This is a genomic window from Pseudomonas sp. UBA1879, from assembly GCF_002338065.1.
GTDB lineage: Bacteria > Pseudomonadota > Gammaproteobacteria > Pseudomonadales > Pseudomonadaceae > Aquipseudomonas.
The window spans coordinates 95,474-122,342 of sequence record NZ_DDHJ01000013.1 but is presented as its reverse complement, the minus strand read 5'-3'; the positions used below and the strand labels follow the sequence as shown (position 1 = coordinate 122,342).

The window sequence follows — 26,869 nt, the reverse complement described above, 5'->3', positions numbered from 1 at the left end:
TGCCGCAGGCTCAGGCCTGAGTTACGACCTTCAGGGGCGGCTACTCGTCGCGGCCATCCATCATGGTGCGTTTGAGCATCACGTAAACCGCCCCTGCGCCGCCGTGTTTGGCGATGCAGGAGGTAAAGCCCAGCACCTGCGGGTGTTGACGCAACCATGTGTTGACGTGGCTTTTGATCATGGGCCGCTTGCCGTCCAGCCGCACGGCTTTGCCGTGGGTGATGCGCACGCAGCGGATCTCCAGCTTGGTGGCTTCCGCGAGGAATTCCCACATCGTCTCCCGGGCGAGTTCCACGCTCATACCATGAAGGTCCAGGCTGCCGTCGAAGCTGATCTGCCCCAACTTGAGCTTACGCATCTGACCTTCCTGAACCCCGTCGCGCGCCCAGTACAGCGTGTCTTCCGGCCCGACGTCGATCACGAATTGATCGGACAGGCCATCAACGGTAATCGTGGCGTCCGAGCGCACGGTCGCTGCCTGCCGCAGTTTGGCCAGGTTCTTACGGTCGGTTTTGGGTTTGCCTACGTCCGCGTGTTCAGTCTTGATCGGCTTGACGCCACGAAGCTCGTTTCTGAACAGGGAAAAATCGTCGTCTTGCATGTCGGTCTCCGCGAAGGACGCCAGTTTAACCAAGTCACGCCACTGTCGGCGCGACTAAAAGGATCGAATGGCGTAGTCGAGACGCGAAGGAGGGGCTAATCGTGCTTTTTCATCAAGTGCGGGGACATGTTCAACTCGCCAGCGCGACGACGGCGACGACGGCTGCGGCGCCATAGCCAGACACCGATGTAGAGCATCAACAGGCCAATCACGAGGGTGACCACTGCACCGGCAGGACTCGCGTTGAGTTCACCCAGTGCCGCCGGATGGCCGATCAGGCTGGCGACTCCAGCCATGGCCAGCAATACGCCGGCCGTTGCGAAAATGGCGGAAATGGCAGCGCCAATGCGCATCCGCCAGTTGCCGCGACCTTTCGGACGCAGGCGACGGGCGTCAAAACCATCGGATATCTTCATTCCGACTTCCTCTAGGGGTATCGGCGCTCTGACCTGCTTACGTCCGGGTGGTTCCCGGCGGGCCAACCCTCGACGCCAAACACGAGTCATTAACGGATAGGCGGTTATGTGAAGCGGCTCACACAACCTCACGCTAGCATGCGTACGCGTTTTCTTCAGGCTCCGCCTCAAACGGCGCTCGACGTGAGGTCAAGGGGCGGCGAATCGTGAATCCGCTTCGAGCGACGCGGCTCAGTCAGATCAGGTCTTTGGTCAGGGCCAGCTTGGCGAAGTTGTCGTTCATGATGGCCATCTCCGCTTGTTGCACGAGTTCAGCCTTGATCACGCCCGTGGGGGTCGGCAGGTCGCGGGTGGCGCAGGCGTCTTCCACGAGCGTGCAGCGGAAACCGTAATCTTTGGTCGCGCGCACGGTGGTGCTGACGCTGGAGTGGCTCATGAAGCCGCAGACCACCAGATCCAGGCGCCCCAGATCTTCCAGCAGCTTGTGCAGGGTCTTGCGGTCGTCGGTGGTGACGGTGCCGTTCAGGGCATTGGGCAGGCGCTTTTCGATGACGATTTCGTCGCCTTGAGGTTGCAGCTCGGGCACGAACTGGCCGCGTTCGCCTTGCGGATCGAACATGCCGCCCACGGTGCCAAGGTGGCGTACGTGAATGATCGGCGACTTCGCAGCGCGGGCCGCGTCGACCAATTTGACGATGTTGTCGATGGCCGCTTGAACCCCGGTCAAGGCCAGCGGGCCGCTGAGGTATTCCTTTTGGGCATCGATGATGATCAGCGTGGCATTACTCAATGTGGCCGCTGCGTATTCGCGGCCACTGAGTTGAAACATGGTCTTCGGACCGGTGTTTGGAACAGACATCTGGGGCTCCTTCGAGTGGGGCTTTTGCCGCATTGTCCACTGGCTGAGCGATTCTGTGAATCTCAATGCTCACAGCCGTCGCTTTTTTGCCGGGCGTCAAGCCGTCGAGCAGGTCGCGGTTACTGTCATATTGCCTGCAAATTCGCGGAAAGGCCGAGGAAAGTTTTTGCAGGCGGCCACTGTCGGGTGCAGGCATCGTTTGTTGTGAGGATGGCTGCTAGAATCGCCCGTCGTTTTTTCAAGGAGTCTGCCGTGATCACTTCCCGCCTGCGCACCCTGCGCGATCATATCCGTTGGGCCGTCAGCCGTTTTCATGGGGAAGACCTGTTTTTCGGCCATGGCACCGACAATGCCTGGGACGAAGCCCGTCAGTTGGTATTGGGTGCACTGCACCTGCCTTGGGAAATTTCCGACAACTATCTGGACTGCAACCTTGAAGAGGACGAGTTGGTCCGTGTGCAGCACCTGATCAAGCGCCGTATCGACGAACGCGTTCCCACCGCCTACCTGCTGGGCGAGGCCTGGTTCTGTGGCATGTCGTTCATTGTCGATGAGCGTGTGCTGATTCCGCGCTCGCCGATCGGTGAGTTGATCGAAGACCGTTTCGAGCCTTGGCTTGCTCAGCCTCCCGCGCGCATTCTCGACCTTTGCACCGGCTCCGGTTGTATGGGTATCGCCTGCGCTGACGAGTTTCCGGAGGCTGAAGTGGTGCTGGCGGACCTGTCCTTCGAAGCGCTGGAAGTGGCGAACCTGAACATCGAGCGCCACGGCGTTGACGAACGGGTGTACACCGTTCAGGGCGATGGTTTCGAGGGGTTGCCGGGGCAGCGCTTTGATTTGATCGTGTCCAATCCACCTTATGTCGATGCCGAAGATTTCGCCGACATGCCGGACGAATACCAGCACGAGCCCGAACTGGCATTGGCCTGCGGTGACGATGGTCTGAACCTGGTTCGACGAATGCTGGCCGAGGCGGCGGATCACTTGACCGAAAAGGGGCTGTTGATCGTGGAAGTGGGCAACAGCCAGGTGCACGTCGAAGCGCTGTACCCGGAGGTGGACTTCGCTTGGTTGGAGTTCCAGCGCGGCGGGCATGGGGTGTTCATGCTGACCGCCGAGCAGTGTCGGCAACATCAGGCGCTGTTTGCGGCGCGGGTCTAAGCCTGGCGCAGAACCCGTTGTGGGGCCGGCAACCTGGCTCCCACAACGTCATATCGCATTCGATCTAGCGGTGCGTCGCAATCCAGATCAACAGCCCGGCCTGGAACACAGCAAACGTCACCAGACACGCGATGGTAAAGCGCAGCCCGGCGTCGTCGCGGCGGAATTTGCTCACACGATCTTCGGCTTTCTTGATCGTGACTTCCTGCTCCTGAATCTTCTGCTCCGCTTGCTGCAGCATGTGCGCAGCGTCGAGAATCTCGACGATCTGCACCTTTTCGGTGTTCCACGTATTGTTCAGATTGCCGATCTTGGCGTCTTTGACGCTGCCTTTCAGGTGCTGAGGGTCGGCGTAGGCGACCTCAAAACCCTGGGTCTTGAGGAAGTGATCGCGACGCAGGCGGGTGTCTTCGTTCAATGCATCCTTGTTGGCCAGGGCTGTGCCTTCGATGCGGTATTCAGACCAGCGTTTCTGCGCCCAGTGAATGCCTTGAGCCACCATGAAGCGGCCCAGCCCCCGGTTCCACGGCTCGATTTGCAATCCGGATTCCGGACCGACCCGCACTGAACGGTTGGCGTGGTCGACCCAAATGTCCAGATTGTTCTGTTCTTTGCGGGTCTTTTGCCCGGGCAAGTGATACGTCATGCGCAGCAGGCTGAAGTCCTTGCTGTGGCGCTCCGCACGGCCAAACTCGACGAAGCGCAGTGGACGGCCCCCGGTGGCCCGGTCAGTTGGCAGAGGCGCGAGTCGCAACATCGAGAAATGCTCGGCTTGCACGTCTTCCCACAATACTGCCGCGGTGTCCCCCTCCTGGCGATCGGTCTGAGCGACCGGTTCGGCTTCCATCATTGCTTCTGTCATCACGGCGATCCTGTTTTTCGACATTGCCCGGCAACACAATGCCAGCAACCCGATATCGGCCGTTTTCAGCAGATCTGAAGGGGAGAGCCGCCTATGAAATCAATGCAATGGCACTGACCCGATGAACGTCAGAATGCGGTCGGACAACTCACTGGCCAACGGCAACTGCGGGTCTTTGTAGGACGCCAGCTGGCGTTTCATGTCCATCGGCACGATGCGCAGCACGTGGTTCATGCCGTCGATGATCGCCAGCTGCGAGTCGGGCTTGGCCTTGTGCAGCAATTCGGCGTCACCCACGCCTACTTGCATGTCGTTGCGCCCCTGCAGGATCAGCGTCGGCATCTTCAGCTTGCCAAAAGCCTCGGCCGGATTCTGGCGGAACAGCGAGATCAGATAAGGCTGCACGCTCGGGCGGAACACCACCTGCAGTGGGTCGGGCACGTTCGGATCGGTCTTGCCGGCCTTCATTTCCTTGATCAATTCTTCGCTGCGGGCTAGAAGGGGAGGCGGCAGTCGGTCCTGCAATTGCTCGCGGATCACTTGATCCACCGGACGACCCGTGCCTGCCAGGGAAATCAGCGCCGTGGCGCCTGCACGTTCCGCCGCCAGCGAGGCCACCAGCGCGCCTTCGCTGTGACCCATGATGATCAATTGACCCAAACGCGGGTCGGCCTTGATTTTTTCGCTCCAGGCCACGGCGTCATCGACGTATTTTTCAATGGTCAGGTCGCGTTCGTCGGGCGTGGCCGGACGGCTGGCGGCCACACCGCGCTTGTCGTAACGCACGCTGGCGATGTTATGCCGGGCCAGAATCACCGCCAGGCGTTTCATGCTGTCGTTGCGTCCGCCGTCCGGATTATTGCCGTCGCGGTCAGTCGGGCCTGAACCCGCGATGATCAGCACCACGGGCACTGGTTCTTTGGATTTGGGCAGCAGCAAGGTGCCGAACAGTTCGCCCGTCCCGGTCTCCAGGGAGAGGGGACGTTGCAGTACGACCGGCGTGCCCGCATGGGCGAGGGAAGACAGCAGAGTGAGGGTCAAAGCGATTACTCGCAGCGGCGTAAAGCCGCGAATCAGGGACATACCACGTAGCATCGCAAGGCCATCATCAATAAAGTGTGAAATTGGACGCAGCCAATCGAATAAGGTTCGCGCGTGATCTAGACGTGGAGCCTGCGTATACTGGCGCGCTCTTTTTGGGTTTTTTGGTTTTTGGTCGATTTCTCGGAGCCTCCCGCATGTCCGGCAATACCTTCGGCAAGCTGTTCACTGTCACCACTGCCGGCGAAAGCCATGGCCCGGCGCTGGTTGCTATCGTCGACGGCTGCCCGCCAGGTGTGGAACTGTCGCTGGAAGACCTCCAGCGCGATCTGGACCGCCGCAAGCCGGGTACCAGCCGCCACACCACCCAGCGTCAGGAAGCCGATGAAGTCGAAATTCTCTCCGGCGTGTTCGAAGGCAAGACCACTGGCGCTTCCATCGGCCTGCTGATTCGCAACACTGACCAGAAATCCAAGGACTATTCGCAGATCAAGGATCTGTTCCGTCCGGCCCACGCCGATTACACCTACCACCACAAATACGGCATCCGTGACTACCGTGGCGGTGGCCGCAGCTCGGCCCGGGAAACGGCGATGCGTGTAGCGGCCGGCGCCATTGCCAAGAAATACCTGCTCACTCAAGGCATCACCGTGCGCGGCTATATGAGTCAATTGGGCCCGATCGAGATTCCGTTCAAGACCTGGGAGTCGGTTGAGCAGAATGTGTTCTTCAGCCCCGATCCGGATAAAGTCCCGGAGCTGGAAGCCTATATGGATCAGCTGCGTCGCGACCAGGATTCGGTCGGGGCGAAGATTACCGTGGTGGCTGACGGTGTCATGCCAGGGCTCGGCGAGCCGATTTTTGATCGCCTGGACGCGGAACTGGCGCATGCGCTGATGAGCATCAATGCGGTCAAAGGCATCGAGATTGGCGCAGGGTTCGCCAGCGTGGCCCAGCGCGGCACCGAACACCGCGACGAGCTGACCCCGGAGGGCTTCGTGTCCAACAACGCCGGTGGCATCCTCGGCGGCATTTCGTCGGGCCAGCCCATCGTGGCGCACCTGGCGCTGAAAGCGACGTCGAGCATCACCACGCCGGGTCGGTCGATCGATGTCGACGGCAATCCGGTGGACGTGATCACCAAAGGCCGTCACGACCCGTGCGTCGGCATCCGCGCCACACCGATCGCCGAAGCGATGATGGCGATCGTGTTGCTCGATCATTTGTTGCGTCATCGCGGTCAGAACCTCGACGTGCGGGTCAATACTCCGGTGCTGGGTCAGCTGTAATGCAGGAGTCCGGCGCGGCCGCCACGGGCGTTTGAACGTGGCAGCGCTTCCCTACTGGCGACTGTCCAGCTTCTACCTCTTCTATTTCGCCTTGCTCGGTTCGACGGCGCCGTTCCTGGCGCTGTACTTCGACCATTTGGGTTTCTCCAGCGCACGCATTGGCGAGTTGGTCGCAATCCCGATGCTGATGCGCTGCGTGGCACCCAACCTTTGGGGATGGCTCGGCGATTACACCGGTCGGCGTCTGGCCATCGTGCGCTTCGGTGCGGTTTGCACATTGGCGTGTTTTTCCCTGATTCTCGTCGACAAATCCTACGCCTGGCTGGCCATGGTCATGGCGCTGCACGCCTTCTTCTGGCACGCCGTGCTGCCGCAATTCGAGGTCATCACCCTCGCGCATCTTCAGGGTCAGACGGCGCGCTACAGCCAGATTCGTCTTTGGGGCTCGGTGGGCTTCATTCTGACCGTAGTGGGATTGGGGCGGTTGTTCGAGTGGTTCAGCCTCGATCTGTATCCCCAGGCGTTGCTGCTGATCATGGCCGGGATCGTCGTCAGCAGCGGGTGGGTGCCCAACGCCCAGCCGCCCGCGTCGACCCAGCGCCCCGCAGGCGAAGGTTTCCTCACCCAACTGTTCAGCCCCGGGGTGCTTGCCTTCTATGTATGTGTGGCGCTGATGCAACTCAGCCACGGGCCGTATTACACCTTTCTCACGCTGCACCTTGAACGCCTGGGTTACAGTCGCGGCATCATCGGTATGCTGTGGGCCGTCGGGGTGATTGCGGAAGTGCTGATGTTCCTGGCGATGAGCCGAATTCTTCAGCGATTCAGCGTGCGTCACGTATTGATCGTCAGTTTTGCGCTGGCGTCGCTGCGCTGGCTGTTGCTGGGGCATTTCGCGGACCATCTGGGTGTGTTGATCGTCGCTCAACTGCTGCACGCGGCCACATTTGGCAGTTTTCATGCGGCCGCGATCCATTTCCTGCAACGCAGCTTCGGCCCCCGTCAGCAGGGCCAGGGACAAGCGTTGTATGCCGCATTGTCCGGCACTGGCGGGGCGGTGGGGGCGTTGTATTCCGGCTACAGCTGGAACGCGCTGGGCGCCGAATGGACGTTCGCCATCGCCAGTGTCGCTGCGTTGATCGCTGCTGTCCTGGCCGCGACACGCATGAAGGAGGCGGCCCCTTGATTTGAGGCGGCGAGTGTCCACTGAAGGTCCGCTTCATCGATTGTTTGAATGAATCTGCGCCGATCAGCGAGTCGGTGAGCGATTGAACCGAGGAACCCTGCCATGAGCATTCTTTCCGTTTATCACGTGTCGTCCCCGGAGTTGCCGAACAAGGTGCTGACGCATCTCGAAGACATCGCTTCCACCCTTGCCGAACAGGGCGTCGTTTTCGAACGCTTGCCCGCGATCACGCCTGTCTCCGCAGGTGCAACACATGAAGAGGTCGTCGCTGCCTACCGCGAGCCGGTCAGCCAACTGATGAATGAGCGAGGTCTTGTGTCCAGCGCAGTCATCAGCGTCGATGAGCGTCACCCGCAGAAAGCCGAGCTGCGTGCGGGATTCCTCGATGAGCACCGACACGAGGCGAACGAGGTGCGATTTTTCGTCGCAGGTCGTGGGCTGTGTTCGTTCCATGTCGGTGATTATGTCTACACCGTGCTGTGCGAAAAGAACGACCTGATTTCCATTCCCGCAGGCACCTGTCAATGGTTCGACATCGGTGAGCAACCTCGGGTGGTCGTGGTTCGCCTGTTCGATACTCCCGATGGACAGCACGCAAAAATGACCGAGGCGACCATCGCCGGTCAATTTCCGAATCTGGATGATTGAGACGGTCGAGCCAAGGAGTTTTCCCCCCGCGTCTTTGCTGCCTACCTGGCAGTGTCGAAATAAAACGGCCCACGTCATTTGCATGGGTCGATGTGTTTCAAAAGGGCCAAAAATGTAAGCAAGTTTTGGTTGTTTTGTAAGACGCGGCCTGTTTATCAGTCAGGCATGCCTGTTTGTTTTACCCCTTGTGTTTAACCCCCTCAGACTGTGTAACCCTTCGCCCGTCGATGCCTGGTGGCCTGTAAATGCGCCTCGCCTGCGGATTTTTCTGCAGGACTTTGCGAGGCAACAGGCCGTGGCCTACCTAAAACTCTAAAGCGCCATTCAGGGACGACACAGCACGTTTTTTAAACGGAGGGGAAAATGAAAAACGGACAAACAGGGACGCTGAGCCCATTGATCGAGCAGATGGTCAGCAGCATCACCGAACAGGACGGCAACGCCGCCATCGCAAACGCACTCGACTGGCTCAGAGCAGAATGCGGTTGCGAACGGGCGATGTTCTATCAATACCGCGAGGGGCTGCTGCTCAGCTGCATCACCTCCAATGTCGATGGCTACTGGAAGGATCTGTACAACCAAGGTCGGCTGATGATCGAGGACCCGATCATCCGCTGCTTTCGTCACACCATGGGCTTTCTCGACTGGACGGACGCGTTCGACACCTATCCACCGTCGTCGGCGTTTCTTGCGGCCGTGGAGGATTGCCAACTGCTGCCCGCGCTGTCCTACGGCTATACCAGCGACAATCGGGTCAACCGCGGCGTCGTCAGCGTCTGTTCGCTCAACGGCATGGAGCGACCGCTCAGCCATAATGACCGTTACCTGGTGACCAGCCTCGTGCCCATGTTGCATGTCGCCGGCAAGGGACGTCAGTTCCAGACCCGCGCGTTGACCCTCAAGGAATTGGAAATTCTCAAGTGGGCTCGCGAGGGCAAGACTGCGTGGGAAATCGCCTTGATCAAGGAGGTGTCTGAGGCGACGGTTAAGCACCACTTCAAGAGCATCTACGCCAAGCTCGGCGTTACCAACCGCGCGCAGGCGGTGGGTGAAGCACTATGTCGCGGCATCATTAGCTGAGAAGTGAAGCGTCATATCGGATGCGTGACGACCGTCGCTGCCTGATTCGACATGCAAAAAAAACCGCGATGACTTAATGCATCGCGGTTTGGACAGGAATATAGCAGGCCGGACAGGCCGGATATCACCGAGTGTGGTAGGTCGGCAGGTCGAAGCGGTGTTGGCTCTGCAGCATCGAGATGGCAGGCAGTTCGCTGGCTTGGGCTGCCAGGTCGCGGCGGATCGCGCTAATGACCCATTCCAGCTGTACCGGCGTGTGAAGTTGAGCGTACGACACCGAGCGGCGAATCTGTTTGCCTTCGCTGTTACGCAACGACAGCAATACACCGCCATCTGGACGAGGCTGGGTGTTGACTTCGAAGTCGGAAAATACGGATGCGAATTTTTCTTGAATGAAAGTCATGTCTAGCGGCTCCATTGCTCAGTGATTACAAGCTTGGTAGGACTAATGCAGTGACTGTGCCAGCATGGATGTTTTTTAAAATCCTTTTAAAACAATGACTTAGATGGAGCGGAAATTTTGTCGTTCGTGCATTTTGCAAGAAAGGCGATCGTGCACCCTGCATTTTGCGGGACAGGATCGAAGCAGCGGGCGGGTAAGGGGGGCGGTGTCAGTCTTTCAGACAGCGATACCCCGGATTTATTTCACCGGCACGCCCGTGTTTTTTGCAGGGGCGATGGACGGCTTTGCTATGGAGGCCATCGAAAAGCATGGCTGGCGGACCTGGATCAGCGCTGGCATCGTTCGTCGTATGGCCGCGCGTTTTGACCGAGCAGCGTGATGAGGAACTTGGCCAGAGGACCGGGCCTCTGAATCCTGCCCGCACGATGTTTCACGCTGCAGGTTTCCTTTAAAGATTGAACGACCATGTGTGCCGATGTGCGGCCCTACAGGAGAATGCAATGTCTGACACCTCAAACACCCCCGGCACCCCGACCCGCATGACAGATGAAGAAGCACTTGAATTCGCCGAGCAGGTATTCGACCGTGCCCGCGCCGGTGACGCCGCGATGCTGGAGCGTCTGCTTGAAAACGGCCTGACACCCAATCTGCGCAACCACAAGGGCGATACGCTGTTGATGCTGGCCAGCTACCACGGTCATCAGGAGGCGGTGAAGGTGTTGCTCAAGCACGGTGCCGATCCTGAAATCCGCAATGACAATAACCAGAGCCCGATTGCCGGGGCAGCGTTCAAGGGCGATCTGGAAGTCGTGAAATTGCTGGTAGAAGGCGGGGCGGAGGTCGAAGGTTCCGGCGGTGATGGCCGCACCGCGCTGATGATGGCGGCGATGTTCAATCGTACCGCTATCGTCGATTACCTGATTTCCAAGGGCGCCAACCCCAATGTTCAGGACGCCAAAGGTGTCACGCCGCTGATGGCCGCGCAGACCATGGGCGCTACCGATACCGCTGAGCAACTGACGCGGTTGAGCATTTAAACGTAGCGCGCGGGTCACGCGGCAGCGCTCGAGACCCGGCCTATCCGAAGTCGTTGCGGCGTTAACCGATAGAGGCGCGAAGGATTTCCGGCTATCCTTCGCGCCTGTTTTTTGCCCGGACCCATCGCCATGAAAGCTTCCCTCATCGAATTCATCAGCAAAATCAGCTCCGGCTGCATGAGCGACGAGGAAATCGAAAAGATTGCCGACGAGGCCGCTCAGGCTTACGCCGACCCTGAAGCCTTTCTTGCCGCCAACCCCGACATCAATTACGACGACTCCTTTCCCATACCGCTGGGTGAATGGGTGGTGGTCGGCAGCCTGCCCGACACCGTGATGTTTCAGGCCGACACCTACATGGACCTGTTCAGCGAGATCACCGCGTCGTTCGGCCCGAATGTCACCTTCAATATCAAGCCCCGGCAGCTTGCCAAGACCGAGCCCTTGACCGCGCTCAACCGCATCCAGATCCAGCTCGGCAGCATGAATCGCGAGATGGGCGGCTACGTGCTGATGAACCTGAGCGAGCCGCTGGACGATGAGCTGCAAACCGTGCTGGTTTACGGCAACGATCAGGCCCGCGTGATGGCGCTGGGCGTCGAGCTGGGCATCCTCATCGAACCCGCGCTTGAGGCGCTCAAAGCGCAGCAGTAGGTGCGCAGCGGCATCATCGAACCTTGAACAATCAGTCAGCAGGAGACTCTCGTGATTCATTCCGACATCCAAATCGCCCGATATCAGCCCGGCGACGAGCGCGGTATCGTGAACCTGATCGTGCCGATTCAGCGCGAAGAATTTCAGATTGAGATCACGGCGGAAGATCAGCCGGACCTGATGCAGATTCCGTTGTTCTACCAGACAGGTACCGGGGATTTCTGGGTGGCGCGCAGGGGCGAGGAGGTGGTTGGCACCATTGGCCTCAAGGACATCGGCCATCAGGAAGCCGCTCTGCGCAAAATGTTCGTCGGTGTGCCGTGGCGCGGGCGAGAATTCGGCGTGGCGCGGCAACTGCTGGAAAGCCTGATCACCGAAGCGAGAGCCCGGGGCGTGAAGCGGATTTATCTGGGTACGACGGCGAAATTTCTCGCAGCCCATCGCTTTTATGAGAAGCACGGCTTCGAACTCATCGAGCCTCATCAACTGCCGCCGACCTTTCCATTGATGGCAGTGGACACGCGCTTCTACGCACTGTCGTTGTAAGGTCATTCTCTCGGCCGGGGCGCTTCTTCGATGACTGCGTTTTATCTCAAGCTGCTGATCACGCCGCTGCTGATGCTGGCCATTTCCCTGGCCGGCAAGCGCTGGGGCAGTCACATCGGCGGCCTTTTATCGGGGCTGCCGGTCACCTCGGCTTCGGTCATGCTGTTCCTGAGTCTGGAGCAAGGCCCTGATTTCGCCGTGATGGCTGTTCCCGGCGCATTGGCGGGAGTGGCAGCGATTCAGGCGACCTACCTGTTCTACTACTGCGTTACGCGGCGACTGTCGGCCCTCATCGGTTGTCTGAGCGCGCTGGTTTTTTACGTCTGCGTGGCGCTGGTGATGAACGGCTTGGGTTCGCTTGCGGCATCCATCGTGGTGACGTTGTGCCTGGTGGTGGCGATCGTTCGCGCGACGACGAAGGGTGTTCAGGCCGGGGCAGGGGGCTACGTGCCTGTGCCGCGGTGGGTCATCCCGATGCGGATGCTCACGGCCACCTTACTGCTGTTGGCGATCACCGCAGGTGCGCAATGGCTCGGCCCTGTCGTGAGCGGGTTTCTGGCGCCTATTCCGGTGATCGCCTGGCCGCTGGCCGTTTTCGCCCATGTGCAGGGTGGCCGTCGCGAACTGGGGGCGATCGTGCGCGGTAACGCGATAGGCGCCATTGGGGTGATCGGGTTCTACCTCTCCCTGAAGTTCATGGTGGCGCAGTGGGGGATTTTCATCGCGGTGGCGATCGGCGTGGCGCTGGCGGTGGTGATCACTGCGGCGCTTGCGGCGCTCACCCAGCCTCGGGGCTAAATCACGCGTTCCCGAGACTGAATCTGTCATTCCTTGCACCAGCCACGGAACCCCGGTCAAGGCGCCACACTCCTAACAGGGCAAGCCTCAATAAGGAGCGACACCATGGGTTCCACCTTTAATGGTCTGATTGGACTGATCATTCTGGCCCTCGACATCTGGGCCATTATCAACGTGTTGAAGAGCGGCGCCGAAACCGGGATGAAAATCCTCTGGGTGCTCCTGATCGCACTGCTGCCGGTACTGGGCCTGATCATCTGGGCCATCGCCGGGCCTCGGGGCAACGTACGGGTCTAGACCTCGGTCTGACGACTTCAGAACATCAACGCCTGACGCGCAATCGCCCGTCGGGCGTTTTGTTATGCCTAAGTAATATTCTGCCTTTGACGTCATGTAGACGATGGTTAGGCGCTGAACCCCGATTTCAGCCGCCACAGATCCTGTAGGAGCCGCCGGAGGGACGACGGCCGCGAAGCGGTGGTCCAAATGGCGATGCATCGTCTGACACCCCGCCATCGCGGCCGTCGTGCCTCCGGCTGCTCCTACAGAGGTCGGTGCCAAGCGAGGTGTTTGAGTTCGCCACCCATCTTGTAGGAGCCGCCGGAGGGACGACGGCCGCGAAGCGGTGGTCCAAATGGCGATGCATCGTCTGACACCCCGCCATCGCGGCCGTCGTGCCTCCGGCTGCTCCTACAGAGATCCGGGCCATGCGCGGTTTCTGAGTTCGCCACCCATCTTGTAGGAGCCGCCAGAGGGACGACGGCCGCGAAGTGTTTCGATGAGGCCGCTGGATCGGGGGCGTATGCTCGGCCCGCAGGTTTGTAAGAAAATGTTGGAACGCCGCGCAAACGACGGAATTTTCACCGTTTTGTCGCGAAACTCCGGATTGCTTCGCAGACGCTTCGAGGCCAAAGTCCGCCCACGACGCTGAGCGTGTGATGAAGAATGCGCCTCATTGGTGGTAAACACCGAGCGATCACGTAATATTTGCCCCCCGCGACCCCCACCGGCATTTTGCTGTCCGTGGGCGCACTGGCTTTTCGAACTCAAACCTGAATCCAACGGACCCTACGACACATGGCCAAACCGGACGCCCCGGCGCGCGCGCCGCAACCTACCGTCAAATCGCACCTGGCTTATACGCTGCTGAGCGGGCTGGCGCTGATGGTGCTGTACACCCTGTTGCGCGTTGCGCTGCTGGTTTACAACCGCGAAGGGATCGGCGCCACGCCGGCCTCGACGTTCATCGAGGCCTTCGGCAACGGGCTGCGTTTCGACCTGCGGCTGGTGGTCTACATCCTGATCCCGCTGCTGCTGGCCCTGTTCAGCGCGCGCTTGATGGCGGCCCGCGGTCTGTTCCGCTTCTGGCTGACGCTGGTCGCGAGCCTGACCACGTTCTTCGGCCTGATGGAGATGGACTTCTACCGCGAGTTCCACCAACGCCTGAACGGCCTGGTGTTTCAGTACGTGAAAGAAGATCCGAAAACCGTCCTCAGCATGATCTGGTACGGCTATCCGGTGGTGCGCTATCTGCTGGCGTGGGCTGTTGTGACCTGGCTGCTGAGCCTGGTGTTCAAGGGCATCGACCGCGCGACGCGTCCTCGTGGCGGCTTCAATATCAGCAGCGCCAGCAACCGCGTCGTCGCGCCGTGGTACACCCGCGTTGGCGTCTTCGTCCTGTGCCTTGTCGTCGCCGTGATCGCGGCGCGCGGCACCTTGCGGCAGGGTCCTCCGCTGCGTTGGGGCGACGCGTACACCACCGATTCGAATTTCGCCAACACCCTCGGCCTGAACGGCACGCTGACGCTGATCGCTGCCGCCAAGAGCCGTATGTCCGAAGACCGCGACAACATCTGGAAGGCCACGCTGCCGCAGCCTGAGGCGCAGCAGACCGTGCGCGACATGTTGCTGACGGCCAACGACAAGCTGGTGGATCCGGACAAGGCCGCTATCCGCCGCGAGTTCACTCCGCCTGCCGGCAACACGCTGCCGATCAAGAACGTCGTCGTCATCCTGATGGAAAGCTTCGCCGGTCACTCGGTGGGTGCGCTGGGCGACGAATCCAACATTACGCCGTACTTCGACAAACTGTCGGAAGAGGGACTGCTGTTCGACCACTTCTTTTCCAACGGCACGCACACCCATCAGGGCATGTTCGCGACCATGGCCTGCTTCCCGAACCTGCCGGGTTTCGAATACCTGATGCAGACGCCGGAAGGCAGCCACAAGCTGTCCGGCCTGCCGCAACTGCTGAGCGCCCGCAAGTATGACGACGTGTACGTCTACAACGGCGATTTCGCCTGGGACAACCAGTCCGGGTTCTTCAGCAACCAGGGCATGACCAACTTCATCGGCCGCAACGACTTCGTCAACCCGGTGTTTTCCGACCCGACATGGGGTGTGTCCGACCAGGACATGTTCGACCGTGGCGCTCAGGAACTGAAAGACCGGGAGGCCAAAGGCAAGCCGTTCTACGCGCTGCTGCAAACCTTGTCGAACCACACGCCGTACGCGTTGCCCGCCAACCTGCCCGTGGAACGGGTGACCGGCCATGGCACGCTGGACGAGCATTTGACGGCGATGCGCTACTCCGACTGGGCGCTGGGCCAGTTCTTCGAGAAAGCCAAGAAAGAGCCTTACTACAAGGACACCCTGTTCGTGGTCGTGGGTGACCACGGCTTTGGCAACAACGAGCAGATCACCGAGATGGACCTGGGCCGCTTCAACGTGCCAATGCTGATGATCGCCCCCGGCCTGCAGGACAAGTTCGGCAAACGCAGCAGCATCGTCGGCACTCAGATCGACATTGTCCCCACCATCATGGGGCGTCTGGGTGGCGACACCGTGCATCAATGCTGGGGCCGCGACCTGCTGAACCTGCCTGCGGGCGATCTGGGTTTCGGCGTGATCAAACCCTCCGGCAGCGAACAGACCGTGGCAATCGTCACAGGCAATCGCATTCTGATCGAGCCGAAGGAAATGGAGCCGAAGATGTACAACTACGCGTTGGGCACCAAGCCTCACGCCGAGTTGGTTCCGAACGCGCCTGACGTGGCCGAACTGCGCAAGAAGCTCGACAGCTTCCTGCAAACCGCCACCAAGAGCCTGCTCGACAACACCGCTGGCGTGAAAGACGCCAAGCCGTAAGACCCGTCGCGCATGAAAAAGGAGGCCTCGGGTTTACCCCCGTTGGCCTCTTTTTTTGCCTTGAGTCCTTCCTGCCAAGGGCGAAAAACGTTGAACAAATGCCAAAACAGCGCAGTCCGATTTCCGTAGGCCGACGTGCGGCCTGACTGAGGAGACATTGATGAAAGTCTGGACTATTTCGTTTCAGGATAAAGATGGTGTGCAGCAAAGCCGCAATCTTGAACTCGAGCACCGTCCCAGTGAGGAGGAGGCTGCGCAGCACCTGCGCCCGATTCTGTTCCCGGTCGTCAATGAGCTTGATCTGAACGATCTGGACGGTCGATCCAAAGCCCCCACAGCCGAAATATTGAAAGAGCAAAACGCGGTACAGATCCTTTCCATTGTGGAGGCGTCCTGAAAGCCTGAGCCCTCAGCGCAGGTTAGCAATTGGCAACATGCCAGCAATGGGCGTACTCTGCGATCGAGGCCGGTGAAGCATCTATCCGGGCCAGTTCCCGTTCAGATGCCTGATTTGTAACAGCGGCACCGGCCTTGTCAGCGACATGCTTGAGTCCCGTGCGGCGGATGATCCGTCGCTCGACCCTTCCTCAGGAAGCGTTTCGGGATTGTTGAAACTCTATCTATCGTTGCATAGGAGGACGTTTCATGAGCACGACCTATCAAGAAGACATCAGCAGCCACGTACTGCGCCGCATGAAAGAAGGCGGTTTCGATTTTGCACGTATCCACCCCATCGAGTTTTACGCCGTCTTCCCGGATGAGGAGCGGGCGCGTCAGGCGGCAGAGAAATTTCGCGGTGAATCCCTAAATACCCAAGTCAACGCCCGTGAGGACGGGGCGTGGCACCTGCAATTGAGCAAATTGATGTACGCCACGTACGACGGCATCGGCGACTTCGAGCAAGACTTTCAGACCGCGATCCTCGGCCTGGACGGCGAGGTCGAGGGGTGGGGCGTGAAGCAGGAGATCAAGCGGCTTCATTGAGATCTATAGCCACTGTGCCCGGGCGGGATGGCCAGCGACGAAAGTGTTCGCCGCTGACCCATCCGGGCATAAACCTGTGGGAGTGAGCTTGCTCAAGAAAGAGCAGTTGCAGTCGTAGCTTCATTGGCGGCTGATCTTCAGCATTCGTGAGCCAGTCCACTCCCAGAGGGCGGCAGGTGGTGTCAGGGACGTTCATCTTGTGAACATGACATCAAAAACGGGCAAAAAAAAAGCCGCTCTTGAAGGAGCGGCGGAAAGGGAATTCGTTGGGCAATCCTGGCACGCCAACCACGCGTCGGTGCCGTCTGCACCCCGCGTGTCAGCGTTGATGGCGCGATTATTCGCGAACGAAGTCAGGCCGGGAAATCAACTCTGGCTATGCTTCCCATAGGTTTTTCTGCAACAGAGCGCTTCGCCATGAAGCGTAGGGGAATGGGTTAGAGCGCTTCATGCACAGGAATGGTGCGAAGGCTTTCGCTGATTTACACAACCCATTGATTCTGAAGCGTTTATGCCGCTGGCACGGGCCTTGCGATGGTCACGGTGTCCATGGTGACAAGGAGTACGGCATGATCCGCACCTTTTACGACGAGATGTACGATGCTGATGGCGCTGTCCGTCCGCATTATCGGGAATTCGCCCGCTGGCTGGGCGAAGCGCCACCTGAGCTGCTCGCTCAGCGTCGGCGTGAGGCCGATCTTTTGTTTCATCGTGCCGGGATTACCTTCACGCTGTACGGTGACGAGCAGGGGACCGAGCGTCTCATCCCTTTCGATACGATTCCACGCAGTATCCCGGCCAGTGAATGGCGCGTCGTCGAGCGCGGCTGCATTCAGCGGGTCAAGGCGCTGAACATGTTCCTCGCCGACCTGTATCACGATCAGCGCATCATCAAGGCCGGGATCATTCCCGCCGAACAAGTCCTGGCCAACGAGCAATATCAGCTGGCGATGCAAGGTCTCAATCTGCATCGCGACCTCTATTCGCACATTTCCGGTGTCGATCTGGTACGCGATGGCGACGGCACCTATTACGTCCTCGAAGACAACCTGCGCACCCCGAGCGGCGTGAGCTACATGCTCGAAGACCGCAAAATGATGATGCGTCTGTTCCCCGAACTGTTCGCCGCGCAGCGCATCGCGCCGGTCGATCACTATCCGAATTTGCTGCTCGACACATTGAAGAGTTCGAGCCCTCTGGATAATCCCAGCGTGGTCGTGCTGACGCCGGGGCGCTTTAACAGTGCGTTCTTTGAGCACGCTTTCCTGGCGCGGGAAATGGGCGTCGAATTGGTGGAAGGCGCTGATCTGTTCGTGCGCGACGATCGCGTGTTCATGCGCACCACCGACGGCCCGAAAGCGGTCGACGTGATTTACCGCCGTCTTGACGACGCGTTCCTCGATCCGCTGGCGTTCAATCCGGACTCGATGCTCGGCGTGCCGGGCCTGTTGTCGGCTTATCGCTCTGGCAATGTCGTGCTGGCCAACGCCATTGGCACGGGCGTCGCCGACGATAAGTCGGTGTATCCGTTCGTGACCGACATGATCCGCTTCTACCTCGACGAAGAGCCGATTCTGAAGAACGTGCCGACCTGGCAGTGCCGCAAGCCCGAGGAGCTGTCCCACGTACTGGCCAATCTCGGCGACCTGGTGGTCAAGGAAACCCAAGGTTCGGGTGGTTACGGGATGCTGGTCGGCCCGGCGGCGACCGCTGCGGAAATCGAGGCGTTTCGCGCTCGTTTGAAAGCCAAGCCCCATGCGTACATCGCTCAACCCACCTTGTCCCTCTCGACCTGTCCGACGTTCGTCGAGAACGGCATCGCCCCGCGACACATCGACCTGCGCCCCTTCGTCCTCTCCGGCCGCGAAACCCGCGTCGTACCCGGTGGCCTGACCCGCGTTGCACTGCGCGAAGGGTCACTGGTGGTCAACTCGTCGCAGGGTGGCGGTACCAAGGACACCTGGGTGGTCGAGGATTAAGGATGCCTGCCAATGCTAAGTAGAACTGCCTCGGATTTATATTGGATGTCGCGCTATCTGGAGCGGGCGGAAAACCTCGCGCGGATGCTGGACGTCAGTTACTCGCTGTCGTTGATGCCTCAGGACGGACGCGGGGATGGCCTCAATGAGCTCGCCATGCCGCTGCTGATCACCGGCACTCTGGACGATTACCTCGAGCGTCACGGCGAGTTGCACGCCGAACGCCTGCTGCATTTCTTCGCCCTCGACGCCGCCAACCCGGCGAGCATTTTCAGTTGCCTGGCCGCAGCGAGGGCCAGTGCCCATGCGGTGCGTGGGCGTATTACCGCGGACATGTGGGAAAACATCAACGCTACCTACCTGGAAATTCGCGGCATCGCCGAACAAGGCCTCAGCCGATACGGCATGAGCCGCTTCTGCGAGTGGGTCAAGGAGCGTTCCCACCTGTTCCGGGGGGCGACCTACGGCACCATCATGCGCAACGACGCGTTTCGCTTCATTCGTTTGGGAACCTTCATCGAACGCGCTGATAACACTCTGCGTCTGCTGGATGCTCGTTACGAAATGCTCGAACTGCGGGGCCCGTCCGCCAACGCGGCGGCGGACAACTCGGCGGCAGGGTACTACCAGTGGAGCGCCTTGTTGCGTGCCTTGTCGTCATTTGAAGCCTACACCGAGGTCTACCGCGATGCGCCGGGGGCACGCCAGGTGGCCGAATTGCTGCTGTTGCGCGCCGACATCCCGCGCTCGCTGCGTGCCTGTCTTGAGGAACTGGACCTGATTCTCGCCAGCCTGCCGGGCGCCAATGGCCGCCCTGCGCAACGGTTGGCAGCCGAACTCGATGCACGTCTGCGTTACACCGGCATCGACGAAATCCTCGACGAGGGTCTGCATGAATGGTTGAACGAATTCATTCCGCTGCTGGCCCAACTGGGTAACGTTATTCACACTTCCTATCTGGAGGCAGCATGAGACTGTCCATTAGCCACGAGACCACGTATCACTACGAAGATCAGGTCCGCGCCAGCATCCAGTATTTGCGTCTGACCCCACACGACAGCGAGCGCCAGCAAGTGCTCAGCTGGCAGTTGGCATTGCCGCGCCCGGTGCGCGCGCAGGTCGATCCGTTCGGCAACATCCTGCATGTACTCACCCTGGACGAGCCCCATGAGGCCATCGTCATCGGTGCCCGAGGGCAGGTGGAAATCGACGAGAAACGCGAAGCCGAACACGAAAGCCAGTCCTCGTTGCCGTTCCTGCGCTTCACCCGCCTCACCGAGGCCGATGAAGCGATGCGTGAATTCGCCGCGAGAGAAACCAAGACCCGTACCGACCGGACCGGGCTGATTGACCTGATGCACGCGCTGAACCAGCACATCGTTTACACCCCGGGTTCGACTGCCGTGGAGACCAGCGCCGCGCAGGCGTTCGCCAATGGCGCAGGGGTTTGCCAGGATCACACCCACGCGTTTCTCGCCTGCGCCCGGAGCCTTGGTGTGCCAGCGCGCTATGTGTCGGGTTATCTGTACAGCGACAGCAGCGAACACCTGTCCAGCCATGCCTGGTCTGAGGCATGGATCGAAGGCGCGTGGTACAGCTTTGACGTGACGAACCAGTTGGCCATTCCCGAGCGTCATTTGAAGTTGGCGGTGGGGCTGGATTATCTGGATGCCTGCCCCGTGCGCGGCATGCGTCGCGGCGGTGGCTGCGAGCAGATGCACGCCAAAGTAGTGGTCTCAGACTCAGCGCCCATTGCGTTGCCGGTGACACAGATGCAGGTGCAGCGGCAGTCGTAAGGCACTCCGTGCCTAGGTCTGGAGCGTCCAATGCCGATCCTGTAGGAGCAGCCGGAGGCACGACGGCCGCGAAGCGGTGGGTCTGACGATTGGGGCGTGTCTGTCACACCGCCTCGCTGCCGTCGTGCCTCCGGCGTCTGCTACGGGTTTCCGGTGAGTTCAGGATTTTATTTGGCCCCGAATGAAAATGTCGGTGCAGTGCTTGGGGCCGTTCACCTGTGTGGGAGCCGGCTTGCTGGCGAAGGCGTCCTGTCAGACGCCACCTGAATGGCTGACAGACGCCTTCGCCAGCAAGCCGGCTCCCACCGTCGTTTTGCGTCAGACCTCGGGACGCCGACGGGTCCAGTTATTGATCCGACAACACTTCGTGGGTGTTCGCTGGCGTGCTGATCTGCAGCCCCGTTGCGCGGCGTCGTGGATCGCAGCTGTCTCAGGCTGACAGGCAGAAGACGACTCAGAAAGGGGTTACTCGGCAGGATCATCGCTCACGTCGTACAGCGCATTGTGCAGTTCGTCGTAGGTGCCGCCGTTGATGATGCTGTTGTAGCCAACCTTGAGCAGCCGGTCTTGGGCGTCACTGGCCCGGGCGTTGCTGGAGCTGAAGACCACCATCACCAGATTGCGGTCTGTCATGACCTGTTTGAGTTGCGGCACCAGGCGGCGGTCGTCGACGCGAACGGCGTTGAGCACGGTCCCGGCGTCGTAGTCGGTCTGACTGCGTACATCGATGGCCAGTTTGCCATCCCTGATCGCGGCCACGGCCTCTGCCTGTTCGACCGGCCCTGCCTGTGCAACGACGCTGACACCCAGTGCGAAAACGGCCATCCACTGACGCATGCGCTCACCTCCCTGTTTCGACAGAAAGAGGGTGGCACAAATACGCAGTGTCGCAAGCGTGGATGCACAAGGTCAGCCGAACAAACGGGTCAGATTCGGCAAAATCAACAGCAGTGTGGTGGCGAAAACGATCAGCCCGGCTTGACGTACTTTCGAATGCTTGAACATGGCGCATGCCTTTTGTTGTTATTCCTGAGCGACAAAAGCGCCGACTTCGTCAAAGGAAGAAGCGGCCGCTGGCAGAGGTGAAATCCAAAGAGCAGGTGTCCCGACAAGTGATCGGCAACAAGGGCGCTATGTGAATCGTTATTTAGTGCGCCACTGCTTCAGTGCTACAGACCTAACCTTAGAGCCCGCGTGCCACGCCGCTTAGATCGGTTTGGTATGAACAATGCAATTTTGTTAGGAAAATTGGTGATAAAGCCAATGGCTACCATGAAACACTCCCTTTCTAGACACGTCCGGCAAAAGTGGGTGGCATCCGATAGTCGCCTACCGTTCGTCTGAGTCCGAAACTTCTTACAACGAGCTAGGCTTCAGCATGGTCAGTGAACGGGGCACTTCCGGCATTGAGCGCAGAGGTGTGACGGTTTGAGCGTCGGCAGCATAAAAATTTCAACTGGACAGTGAGGGACAGGATGACCGAAGCGTTTATTTTCGATGCACTGCGCACGCCTCGGGGCAAGGGCAAGCCCGACGGGGCGCTGTACAGCGTGAAGCCCGTGAGTTTGCTGGCTGGCTTGATGAAAGAGCTACAGCTACGCACCCATCTGGATACGTCTCAGGTCGACGACATCGTACTGGGGTGCGTGACGCCGATTGGCGACCAAGGGGCCGATATTGCCAAGACCGCTGCGCTGGTTGCTGATTGGGCCGTGAACGTAGCCGGGGTGCAGGTCAATCGATTCTGCGCGTCGGGTCTGGAAGCGGTGAACCTGGGAGCGATGAAGATCCGTTCAGGGTTCGAGGATTTGGTGGTGGTAGGCGGCGTGGAGTCCATGTCGCGCGTGCCCATGGGCAGCGACGGCGGCGCTTGGGTGTTGGACCCGTTGACCAATCTGCACACCCATTTCACCCCTCAAGGCATCGGCGCCGACCTGATCGCCACCCTTGAGGGTTTCAGCCGCGAGGACGTCGACCGCTACGCGTTGCAGTCTCAACGAAAGGCCGCGGCGGCCCGGGAGAAGGGCGCATTCCGCCGCTCGCTGGTGCCGGTGCGGGATCAGAACGGCTTGTTGCTGCTGGACCACGACGAATTCATCCGCGGCGACTCGACGCTTGAGGGGTTAGGCCAACTCAAGCCCAGTTTCGAAGCCATCGGCCATATGGGCTATGACGCGACGGCACTGCGGGTTTACAGCCACGTCGAGCGGATCGAACACGTGCACACGGCCGGCAACAGCTCGGGCATCGTCGACGGTGCAGCGTTGATGCTGGTGGGGTCCCAGCGAAAAGGCCAGGAATTGGGCTTGCGGCCTCGTGGGCGCATCGTCGCGACTGCTGTCACCAGTACCGACCCGACGATCATGCTCACCGGGCCGGGACCGGCCACCCGCAAAGTGCTGGCAAAGGCTGGATTGAAGATCGAAGACATCGACCTGTTCGAGGTCAACGAAGCCTTCGCCTCGGTGGTGCTCAAATTCATCAAAGACCTGAACGTCGACCCGGACAAGGTCAACGTCAACGGTGGCGCCATTGCCTTGGGTCATCCGCTTGGCGCCACGGGTTGCATCATCCTCGGCACCCTGCTCGATGAGCTCGAAGCGCGGCAGTTGCGTTACGGGTTGGCGACGCTGTGCGTGGGGGGAGGGATGGGGATTGCGACAATTATCGAGCGGGCAGATGTTTGATTCCGGCGCACAGCTTATGTGGCTCCGCCCTGGAGGACTTTTGATTCTGGCCGGAGGCCGAGCCCACCAGCTCGCTCACGATCTGGCGCGACACGGCCGTAAAGTTTGTGCACGCAATCTGGCTGACAGAGCCGAGGTGTCTGGTGCTGCTGCGGATTCCTGGCCGATCGCAAGCAAGCTGGCTCATACGCTTTCCGGGCAGAAGCCTGGTGTTCTCCCCATAAAAATAGTTTCAGGAACTACGACCGCATGACTGACGCCATCCACTACGACCTCGGCCCCGATCAGATCGTCACGCTGACGCTGGACATGCCCGGCCAGCAGGCCAACACAATGAACGCCACCTATCGCCAGGCGATGGCCGAGACCCTGGATCGCTTGCACGCCGACCAAGACCGCCTCATCGGGATCATCATCCGCTCGGCGAAAAAAACCTTCTTCGCCGGGGGGGATCTGAACGAACTGGTACAGGTGGATAAATCTCGCGCCCCTTGGTTCTACCAGATGACGCTGGACCTCAAGGCGCAGCTTCGGGCGCTGGAAACACTCGGTAAACCCGTGGTGGCGGCGATCAACGGGGCAGCGCTGGGCGGGGGCTGGGAGCTGTGTCTGGCTTGCCATCACCGTATCGCGCTGGACGCTAAACAGGTGCGCCTCGGTTTGCCGGAGGTCACCCTCGGCTTGCTCCCCGGCGGTGGCGGCACGGTGCGCCTGGTACGGATGCTGGGGCTCGAAAAGGCCCTGCCGTTGCTCATGGAAGGGCGAATCCTCAACCCGCAACAGGCGCTCAGGGCCGGGCTGATAGATCAGCTTGCGGATGATACCGACGCGCTGCTGACCATGGCCCGTGAGTGGATTCTGGCGAATCCCGCGCCGAGCAAGGCTTGGGATCAACCGGGCTTCCAGATTCCAGGCGGCGGGCCCTCGAACCCGAAAGTGGCGCAGATGCTGGCCATCGCCCCGTCGATGCTGCGCAGCAAAACTCAAGGGCTGTATCCGGCGCCCGAGAAAATCCTCGCCGCCGCCGTCGAAGGCGCGCAGGTGGACTTCGCCACCGCCGAGAAGATCGAAGCCCGCTACTTCACCGAACTGGCGACCGGTCAAATCGCCAAAAACATGATTGGCACCTGGTTTCAGCTCAACGAACTCAATGGTGGGGAATCACGGCCCAAGGCGCCGCCGGTCTATCACATGCGCAAAGTCGGCATTCTCGGTGCCGGGATGATGGGGAGTGGCATCGCCTATGTCACCGCACTGGCGGGGATCAGTGTGGTGCTGAAAGACGTGAACCTGACCACTGCGCAAAAGGGCAAGGATTACGCCGTCAAACGGTTGGATCAGCAGGTCGCCAGAGGGCGGATCACAGCCGATCAGCGTGAGGCCGTGCTGGGCCGGATCAAGACCACGGGCCGCGACAGCGACCTCGAAGGCTGCGACCTGATCATCGAAGCGGTGTTCGAAGACCGGGAACTCAAGGCCCAGGTCAGCGCCGCCGCCGAGCAGGTGGTGGTGCCTTACGCTGTGATTGCCTCTAACACCTCGACCCTGCCGATCACCGGGCTGGCCACGGCGGTCAGCCGCCAGGAGCGCTTCGTCGGCATGCACTTCTTCAGTCCGGTGGACAAAATGCGTCTGGTCGAAATCGTCAAAGGCGCACGCACCAACGACATGACCCTGGCCCGCGCTTTCGATTTCGTGCAGCAGATCAACAAGACGCCGATTGTCGTCAACGATGCGCGGGGCTTCTTCACCTCGCGGGTGTTCGCCACCTTCACCCACGAAGGCATCGCCATGCTGGGCGAGGGTGTGTCGGCGGTGATGATCGAAACCGAAGCACGCAAAGCCGGGATGCCCGTGGGGCCGCTGGCGGTGTCCGATGAAGTGTCACTCAGCCTGATGAGCCAGATCCGACAGCAGGCGCGCAAAGATCTGGCAGAGCAGGGCGAAACGCTCGTTGAGCACTCCGCCATAGCAGTGATCGATGTGTTGCTGAATGAGTACAAACGCGCAGGCAAGGCCGCAGGGGGCGGTTTCTACGATTACCCCGAAGGGGCGCGCAAACGTCTGTGGCCCGAGCTTAAAGCACGCTTCGAGCAACCTGAGGTGCAGATCACGGGCCAGGATATTCGCGACCGCTTGCTCTTCATTCAGGCCCTTGAAACCGTGCGCTGTGTCGAAGAGGGCGTGTTGCGCTCGACCACTGACGCCAACATCGGCTCGCTCTTCGGCATCGGCTTCCCAGCCTGGACCGGCGGGGCTTTGCAGTTCATCAATCAATACGGGCTCAACGATTTCATCGCCCGCGCGCGAGCGCTCGCAGCGCAGTACGGTGAACGTTTCGAGCCTCCGGCACTGCTGTTGGACAAAGCGCGTGACGGCAGGCTTTTTTGAGCGCTGCATCGTTTTCGCGCCGGTACAGCGAAGGTTCAGTTTGAGGGCAAATGACGACACAGTGGCCCTTGCCTTGCCTCGGTCTTCCGGGCAGGCTTGGGCGTGTGCATTTTCGCCTTGTCGCTTCAGGTAATTTTCATGTCGTTACGCATCTGCATTCTGGAAACCGACGTTCTTCGCCCGGAACTGGTCGATCAATACACAGGTTATGGGCGGATGTTCGAATCGCTGTTCTCCCGCCAGCCCATCCCGGCTGAATTCGTCGTCTACAACGTGATGGAGGGTCATTACCCGCCGGACGACGAGCGTTTCGATGCGTACCTGGTCACTGGCTCCAAGGCCGACTCCTTCGGCACCGACCCCTGGATTCAAACTCTCAAGACTTACCTGCTGGAGCGCTACAAGGCGGGCGACAAGTTGCTGGGTGTGTGCTTTGGCCACCAACTGCTGGCGTTACTGCTGGGTGGCAAGACCGAGCGCGCGACGCAGGGTTGGGGCGTCGGCATCCACCATTACGACCTGGCACCGGCCAAGCCCTGGATGACCCCGGCGATGGACAAGCTGACCCTGTTGATCAGCCACCAGGATCAGGTCACGGCACTGCCGGAGGGTGCGACCGTCATCGCCTCCAGCGATTTCTGCCAGTTCGCGGCGTACCACATTAATGATCAAGTGCTGTGCTTCCAGGGTCACCCGGAGTTCATTCACGACTACTCGCGAACCCTCCTCGATATCCGTCAGGATGCGCTGGGCGAGCAGGTGTACAGCAAAGGCGTTGCCAGCCTGAACGAGGACCACCATGGCACCACGGTGGCGGAGTGGATGATGCGGTTCGTAGCAAACAAGCCGCAGGTCGCCTGACGTTGATCCCTGCACTGCGATTGCTGATTTGAAGCGCGTTCTGTGTGCGAACCGCCTCGCGGGCTGGAGGCGTTCGCACAACGCCCCGACACACCTCTGATTCTGTAGCAGACGCCGGAGGAACGACGGCAGCGAGGCGGTGTGTCAGGCACTCCACCGACACCCGCAATACCGCTTCGCGGCCGTCGTGCCTCCGGCGGCTCCTACAGACCGCGGCGTGTGCATGTTTTATGAATCGCCAGCAAACCGACTCACGCGGGGTGCTAGCCATACGCTAACTACCGCCACACCCCGACCTCTGTAGGAGCAGCCGGAGGAACGACGGCCGCGAGGCGGTATGTCAGGCACCCCACCAGCGCCCGCAATATCGCTTCGCGGCCGTCGTGCCACCGGCGGCTCCTACAGACCGCGGCGTAGGGATGTTTCGTGATCGACAGATCGCC

General features: G+C 60.2%; 26 protein-coding genes. 19 read left to right on the top strand and 7 right to left on the bottom strand.

Going from position 1 to position 26,869, the window contains the following annotated elements:
• Positions 1–40: 40 nt before the first annotated feature.
• The 3 genes from B3N48_RS12525 to B3N48_RS12515 form a co-directional block, all read right to left on the bottom strand.
• A complete protein-coding gene (locus B3N48_RS12525) occupies positions 41–601 on the bottom strand; it encodes a Smr/MutS family protein (RefSeq protein ID WP_296184026.1) in 561 nt (186 codons plus the stop codon).
• A 95-nt stretch (positions 602–696) separates the two neighbouring features.
• Positions 697–1,017 carry a hypothetical protein gene (locus B3N48_RS12520; RefSeq protein WP_296184022.1) on the bottom strand — a complete coding sequence of 107 codons (321 nt, stop codon included), beginning with the start codon at positions 1,015–1,017 and terminating at the stop codon, positions 697–699.
• A 235-nt stretch (positions 1,018–1,252) separates the two neighbouring features.
• Positions 1,253–1,876: a cysteine hydrolase family protein gene (locus B3N48_RS12515; protein ID WP_296184020.1), complete on the bottom strand. Its 624-nt coding sequence runs from the start codon at positions 1,874–1,876 to the stop codon at positions 1,253–1,255.
• A gap of 252 nt (positions 1,877–2,128) precedes the next feature.
• Between B3N48_RS12515 and prmB the strand changes: the two genes are divergently transcribed.
• Positions 2,129–3,037: a 50S ribosomal protein L3 N(5)-glutamine methyltransferase gene (gene prmB / locus B3N48_RS12510; RefSeq protein ID WP_296184018.1), complete on the top strand. Its 909-nt coding sequence runs from the start codon at positions 2,129–2,131 to the stop codon at positions 3,035–3,037.
• A gap of 64 nt (positions 3,038–3,101) precedes the next feature.
• Here the strand turns inward: prmB and B3N48_RS12505 are convergent, their stop codons facing one another.
• Positions 3,102–3,884 carry a hypothetical protein gene (locus tag B3N48_RS12505; RefSeq protein WP_296184479.1) on the bottom strand — a complete coding sequence of 261 codons (783 nt, stop codon included), beginning with the start codon at positions 3,882–3,884 and terminating at the stop codon, positions 3,102–3,104.
• Positions 3,885–3,998: 114 nt separating this feature from the next.
• The gene (locus tag B3N48_RS12500) at positions 3,999–4,994 is read right to left on the bottom strand and encodes an alpha/beta hydrolase (RefSeq protein WP_296184017.1); all 996 of its coding nucleotides are present in this window, start codon (positions 4,992–4,994) and stop codon (positions 3,999–4,001) included.
• A gap of 143 nt (positions 4,995–5,137) precedes the next feature.
• Between B3N48_RS12500 and aroC the strand changes: the two genes are divergently transcribed.
• From aroC to B3N48_RS12480, 4 genes are all read left to right on the top strand, one after another.
• Complete coding sequence (aroC, locus tag B3N48_RS12495; protein WP_296184016.1) at positions 5,138–6,229, top strand: chorismate synthase; 1,092 nt, start codon at positions 5,138–5,140, stop codon at positions 6,227–6,229.
• A 37-nt stretch (positions 6,230–6,266) separates the two neighbouring features.
• The gene (locus B3N48_RS12490; RefSeq protein WP_296184014.1) at positions 6,267–7,415 is read left to right on the top strand and encodes an MFS transporter; all 1,149 of its coding nucleotides are present in this window, start codon (positions 6,267–6,269) and stop codon (positions 7,413–7,415) included.
• A gap of 102 nt (positions 7,416–7,517) precedes the next feature.
• Positions 7,518–8,063 (top strand): 1,2-dihydroxy-3-keto-5-methylthiopentene dioxygenase, encoded by a 546-nt coding sequence (locus B3N48_RS12485; RefSeq protein ID WP_296184013.1) that lies wholly within the window; start codon positions 7,518–7,520, stop codon positions 8,061–8,063.
• A gap of 363 nt (positions 8,064–8,426) precedes the next feature.
• Positions 8,427–9,143, top strand: coding sequence for a helix-turn-helix transcriptional regulator (locus tag B3N48_RS12480; RefSeq protein WP_296184012.1), 717 nt, complete (start codon positions 8,427–8,429; stop codon positions 9,141–9,143).
• 124 nt (positions 9,144–9,267) lie between these two features.
• Here B3N48_RS12480 and B3N48_RS12475 read toward each other — a convergent pair whose 3' ends face one another.
• Positions 9,268–9,546: a DUF3509 domain-containing protein gene (locus B3N48_RS12475; RefSeq protein ID WP_062385760.1), complete on the bottom strand. Its 279-nt coding sequence runs from the start codon at positions 9,544–9,546 to the stop codon at positions 9,268–9,270.
• A 500-nt stretch (positions 9,547–10,046) separates the two neighbouring features.
• On the opposite strand from B3N48_RS12475, the gene B3N48_RS12470 reads away from it, so the two are divergent.
• The 11 genes from B3N48_RS12470 to B3N48_RS12420 all read left to right on the top strand — a co-directional run bounded on the left by B3N48_RS12470 (position 10,047) and on the right by B3N48_RS12420 (position 20,487).
• Entirely contained in the window at positions 10,047–10,583 is a 537-nt protein-coding gene (locus B3N48_RS12470) for an ankyrin repeat domain-containing protein (RefSeq protein WP_296184011.1), read from the top strand.
• Between the two features lie 129 nt (positions 10,584–10,712).
• Positions 10,713–11,237 carry a hypothetical protein gene (locus tag B3N48_RS12465; protein WP_296184010.1) on the top strand — a complete coding sequence of 175 codons (525 nt, stop codon included), beginning with the start codon at positions 10,713–10,715 and terminating at the stop codon, positions 11,235–11,237.
• 51 nt (positions 11,238–11,288) lie between these two features.
• Entirely contained in the window at positions 11,289–11,783 is a 495-nt protein-coding gene (locus B3N48_RS12460; RefSeq protein WP_296184009.1) for a GNAT family N-acetyltransferase, read from the top strand.
• 30 nt (positions 11,784–11,813) lie between these two features.
• Positions 11,814–12,581 (top strand): hypothetical protein, encoded by a 768-nt coding sequence (locus tag B3N48_RS12455; protein ID WP_296184008.1) that lies wholly within the window; start codon positions 11,814–11,816, stop codon positions 12,579–12,581.
• A gap of 105 nt (positions 12,582–12,686) precedes the next feature.
• Complete coding sequence (locus B3N48_RS12450) at positions 12,687–12,878, top strand: PLD nuclease N-terminal domain-containing protein (RefSeq protein ID WP_296184007.1); 192 nt, start codon at positions 12,687–12,689, stop codon at positions 12,876–12,878.
• 780 nt (positions 12,879–13,658) lie between these two features.
• Positions 13,659–15,728 carry an LTA synthase family protein gene (locus tag B3N48_RS12445; protein ID WP_296184006.1) on the top strand — a complete coding sequence of 690 codons (2,070 nt, stop codon included), beginning with the start codon at positions 13,659–13,661 and terminating at the stop codon, positions 15,726–15,728.
• A gap of 160 nt (positions 15,729–15,888) precedes the next feature.
• Positions 15,889–16,125, top strand: coding sequence for a hypothetical protein (locus tag B3N48_RS12440; RefSeq protein WP_296184005.1), 237 nt, complete (start codon positions 15,889–15,891; stop codon positions 16,123–16,125).
• Positions 16,126–16,373: 248 nt separating this feature from the next.
• Positions 16,374–16,712: a ribonuclease E inhibitor RraB gene (locus tag B3N48_RS12435; protein ID WP_166594959.1), complete on the top strand. Its 339-nt coding sequence runs from the start codon at positions 16,374–16,376 to the stop codon at positions 16,710–16,712.
• A gap of 569 nt (positions 16,713–17,281) precedes the next feature.
• Positions 17,282–18,691 (top strand): circularly permuted type 2 ATP-grasp protein, encoded by a 1,410-nt coding sequence (locus B3N48_RS12430; protein WP_296184003.1) that lies wholly within the window; start codon positions 17,282–17,284, stop codon positions 18,689–18,691.
• Positions 18,692–18,703: 12 nt separating this feature from the next.
• Positions 18,704–19,663, top strand: a complete 960-nt coding sequence (locus tag B3N48_RS12425; RefSeq protein ID WP_296184002.1) for an alpha-E domain-containing protein — start codon at positions 18,704–18,706, stop codon at positions 19,661–19,663.
• Positions 19,660–20,487, top strand: a complete 828-nt coding sequence (locus B3N48_RS12420) for a transglutaminase family protein (RefSeq protein WP_296184000.1) — start codon at positions 19,660–19,662, stop codon at positions 20,485–20,487. Before B3N48_RS12425 ends, B3N48_RS12420 begins: the two co-directional genes overlap by 4 nt.
• Before the next feature lie 465 nt (positions 20,488–20,952).
• Here the strand turns inward: B3N48_RS12420 and B3N48_RS12415 are convergent, their stop codons facing one another.
• Complete coding sequence (locus tag B3N48_RS12415; protein WP_296183997.1) at positions 20,953–21,324, bottom strand: rhodanese-like domain-containing protein; 372 nt, start codon at positions 21,322–21,324, stop codon at positions 20,953–20,955.
• Positions 21,325–21,962: 638 nt separating this feature from the next.
• Between B3N48_RS12415 and B3N48_RS12410 the strand changes: the two genes are divergently transcribed.
• From B3N48_RS12410 to B3N48_RS12400, 3 genes are all read left to right on the top strand, one after another.
• Positions 21,963–23,174 carry an acetyl-CoA C-acetyltransferase gene (locus B3N48_RS12410; protein ID WP_296183995.1) on the top strand — a complete coding sequence of 404 codons (1,212 nt, stop codon included), beginning with the start codon at positions 21,963–21,965 and terminating at the stop codon, positions 23,172–23,174.
• 249 nt (positions 23,175–23,423) lie between these two features.
• Complete coding sequence (locus B3N48_RS12405; protein WP_296183994.1) at positions 23,424–25,565, top strand: 3-hydroxyacyl-CoA dehydrogenase NAD-binding domain-containing protein; 2,142 nt, start codon at positions 23,424–23,426, stop codon at positions 25,563–25,565.
• Between the two features lie 138 nt (positions 25,566–25,703).
• Positions 25,704–26,426, top strand: coding sequence for an amidotransferase (locus B3N48_RS12400; protein WP_296183993.1), 723 nt, complete (start codon positions 25,704–25,706; stop codon positions 26,424–26,426).
• The last annotated feature ends 443 nt before the right edge of the window (positions 26,427–26,869 follow it).

Bases quoted from the DNA above. Each gene is read 5' to 3' on its own strand.
- B3N48_RS12525 (WP_296184026.1), bottom strand. From the start codon at position 601: ATGCAAGACGACGATTTTTCCCTGTTCAGAAACGAGCTTCGTGGCGTC.
- B3N48_RS12520 (WP_296184022.1), bottom strand. From the start codon at position 1,017: ATGAAGATATCCGATGGTTTTGACGCCCGTCGCCTGCGTCCGAAAGGT.
- B3N48_RS12515 (WP_296184020.1), bottom strand. From the start codon at position 1,876: ATGTCTGTTCCAAACACCGGTCCGAAGACCATGTTTCAACTCAGTGGC.
- B3N48_RS12505 (WP_296184479.1), bottom strand. From the start codon at position 3,884: ATGGAAGCCGAACCGGTCGCTCAGACCGATCGCCAGGAGGGGGACACC.
- B3N48_RS12500 (WP_296184017.1), bottom strand. From the start codon at position 4,994: ATGCTACGTGGTATGTCCCTGATTCGCGGCTTTACGCCGCTGCGAGTA.
- aroC (WP_296184016.1), top strand. From the start codon at position 5,138: ATGTCCGGCAATACCTTCGGCAAGCTGTTCACTGTCACCACTGCCGGC.
- B3N48_RS12485 (WP_296184013.1), top strand. From the start codon at position 7,518: ATGAGCATTCTTTCCGTTTATCACGTGTCGTCCCCGGAGTTGCCGAAC.
- B3N48_RS12480 (WP_296184012.1), top strand. From the start codon at position 8,427: ATGAAAAACGGACAAACAGGGACGCTGAGCCCATTGATCGAGCAGATG.
- B3N48_RS12475 (WP_062385760.1), bottom strand. From the start codon at position 9,546: ATGACTTTCATTCAAGAAAAATTCGCATCCGTATTTTCCGACTTCGAA.
- B3N48_RS12470 (WP_296184011.1), top strand. From the start codon at position 10,047: ATGTCTGACACCTCAAACACCCCCGGCACCCCGACCCGCATGACAGAT.
- B3N48_RS12465 (WP_296184010.1), top strand. From the start codon at position 10,713: ATGAAAGCTTCCCTCATCGAATTCATCAGCAAAATCAGCTCCGGCTGC.
- B3N48_RS12455 (WP_296184008.1), top strand. From the start codon at position 11,814: ATGACTGCGTTTTATCTCAAGCTGCTGATCACGCCGCTGCTGATGCTG.
- B3N48_RS12450 (WP_296184007.1), top strand. From the start codon at position 12,687: ATGGGTTCCACCTTTAATGGTCTGATTGGACTGATCATTCTGGCCCTC.
- B3N48_RS12445 (WP_296184006.1), top strand. From the start codon at position 13,659: ATGGCCAAACCGGACGCCCCGGCGCGCGCGCCGCAACCTACCGTCAAA.
- B3N48_RS12440 (WP_296184005.1), top strand. From the start codon at position 15,889: ATGAAAGTCTGGACTATTTCGTTTCAGGATAAAGATGGTGTGCAGCAA.
- B3N48_RS12435 (WP_166594959.1), top strand. From the start codon at position 16,374: ATGAGCACGACCTATCAAGAAGACATCAGCAGCCACGTACTGCGCCGC.
- B3N48_RS12430 (WP_296184003.1), top strand. From the start codon at position 17,282: ATGATCCGCACCTTTTACGACGAGATGTACGATGCTGATGGCGCTGTC.
- B3N48_RS12425 (WP_296184002.1), top strand. From the start codon at position 18,704: ATGCTAAGTAGAACTGCCTCGGATTTATATTGGATGTCGCGCTATCTG.
- B3N48_RS12420 (WP_296184000.1), top strand. From the start codon at position 19,660: ATGAGACTGTCCATTAGCCACGAGACCACGTATCACTACGAAGATCAG.
- B3N48_RS12415 (WP_296183997.1), bottom strand. From the start codon at position 21,324: ATGCGTCAGTGGATGGCCGTTTTCGCACTGGGTGTCAGCGTCGTTGCA.
- B3N48_RS12410 (WP_296183995.1), top strand. From the start codon at position 21,963: ATGACCGAAGCGTTTATTTTCGATGCACTGCGCACGCCTCGGGGCAAG.
- B3N48_RS12405 (WP_296183994.1), top strand. From the start codon at position 23,424: ATGACTGACGCCATCCACTACGACCTCGGCCCCGATCAGATCGTCACG.
- B3N48_RS12400 (WP_296183993.1), top strand. From the start codon at position 25,704: ATGTCGTTACGCATCTGCATTCTGGAAACCGACGTTCTTCGCCCGGAA.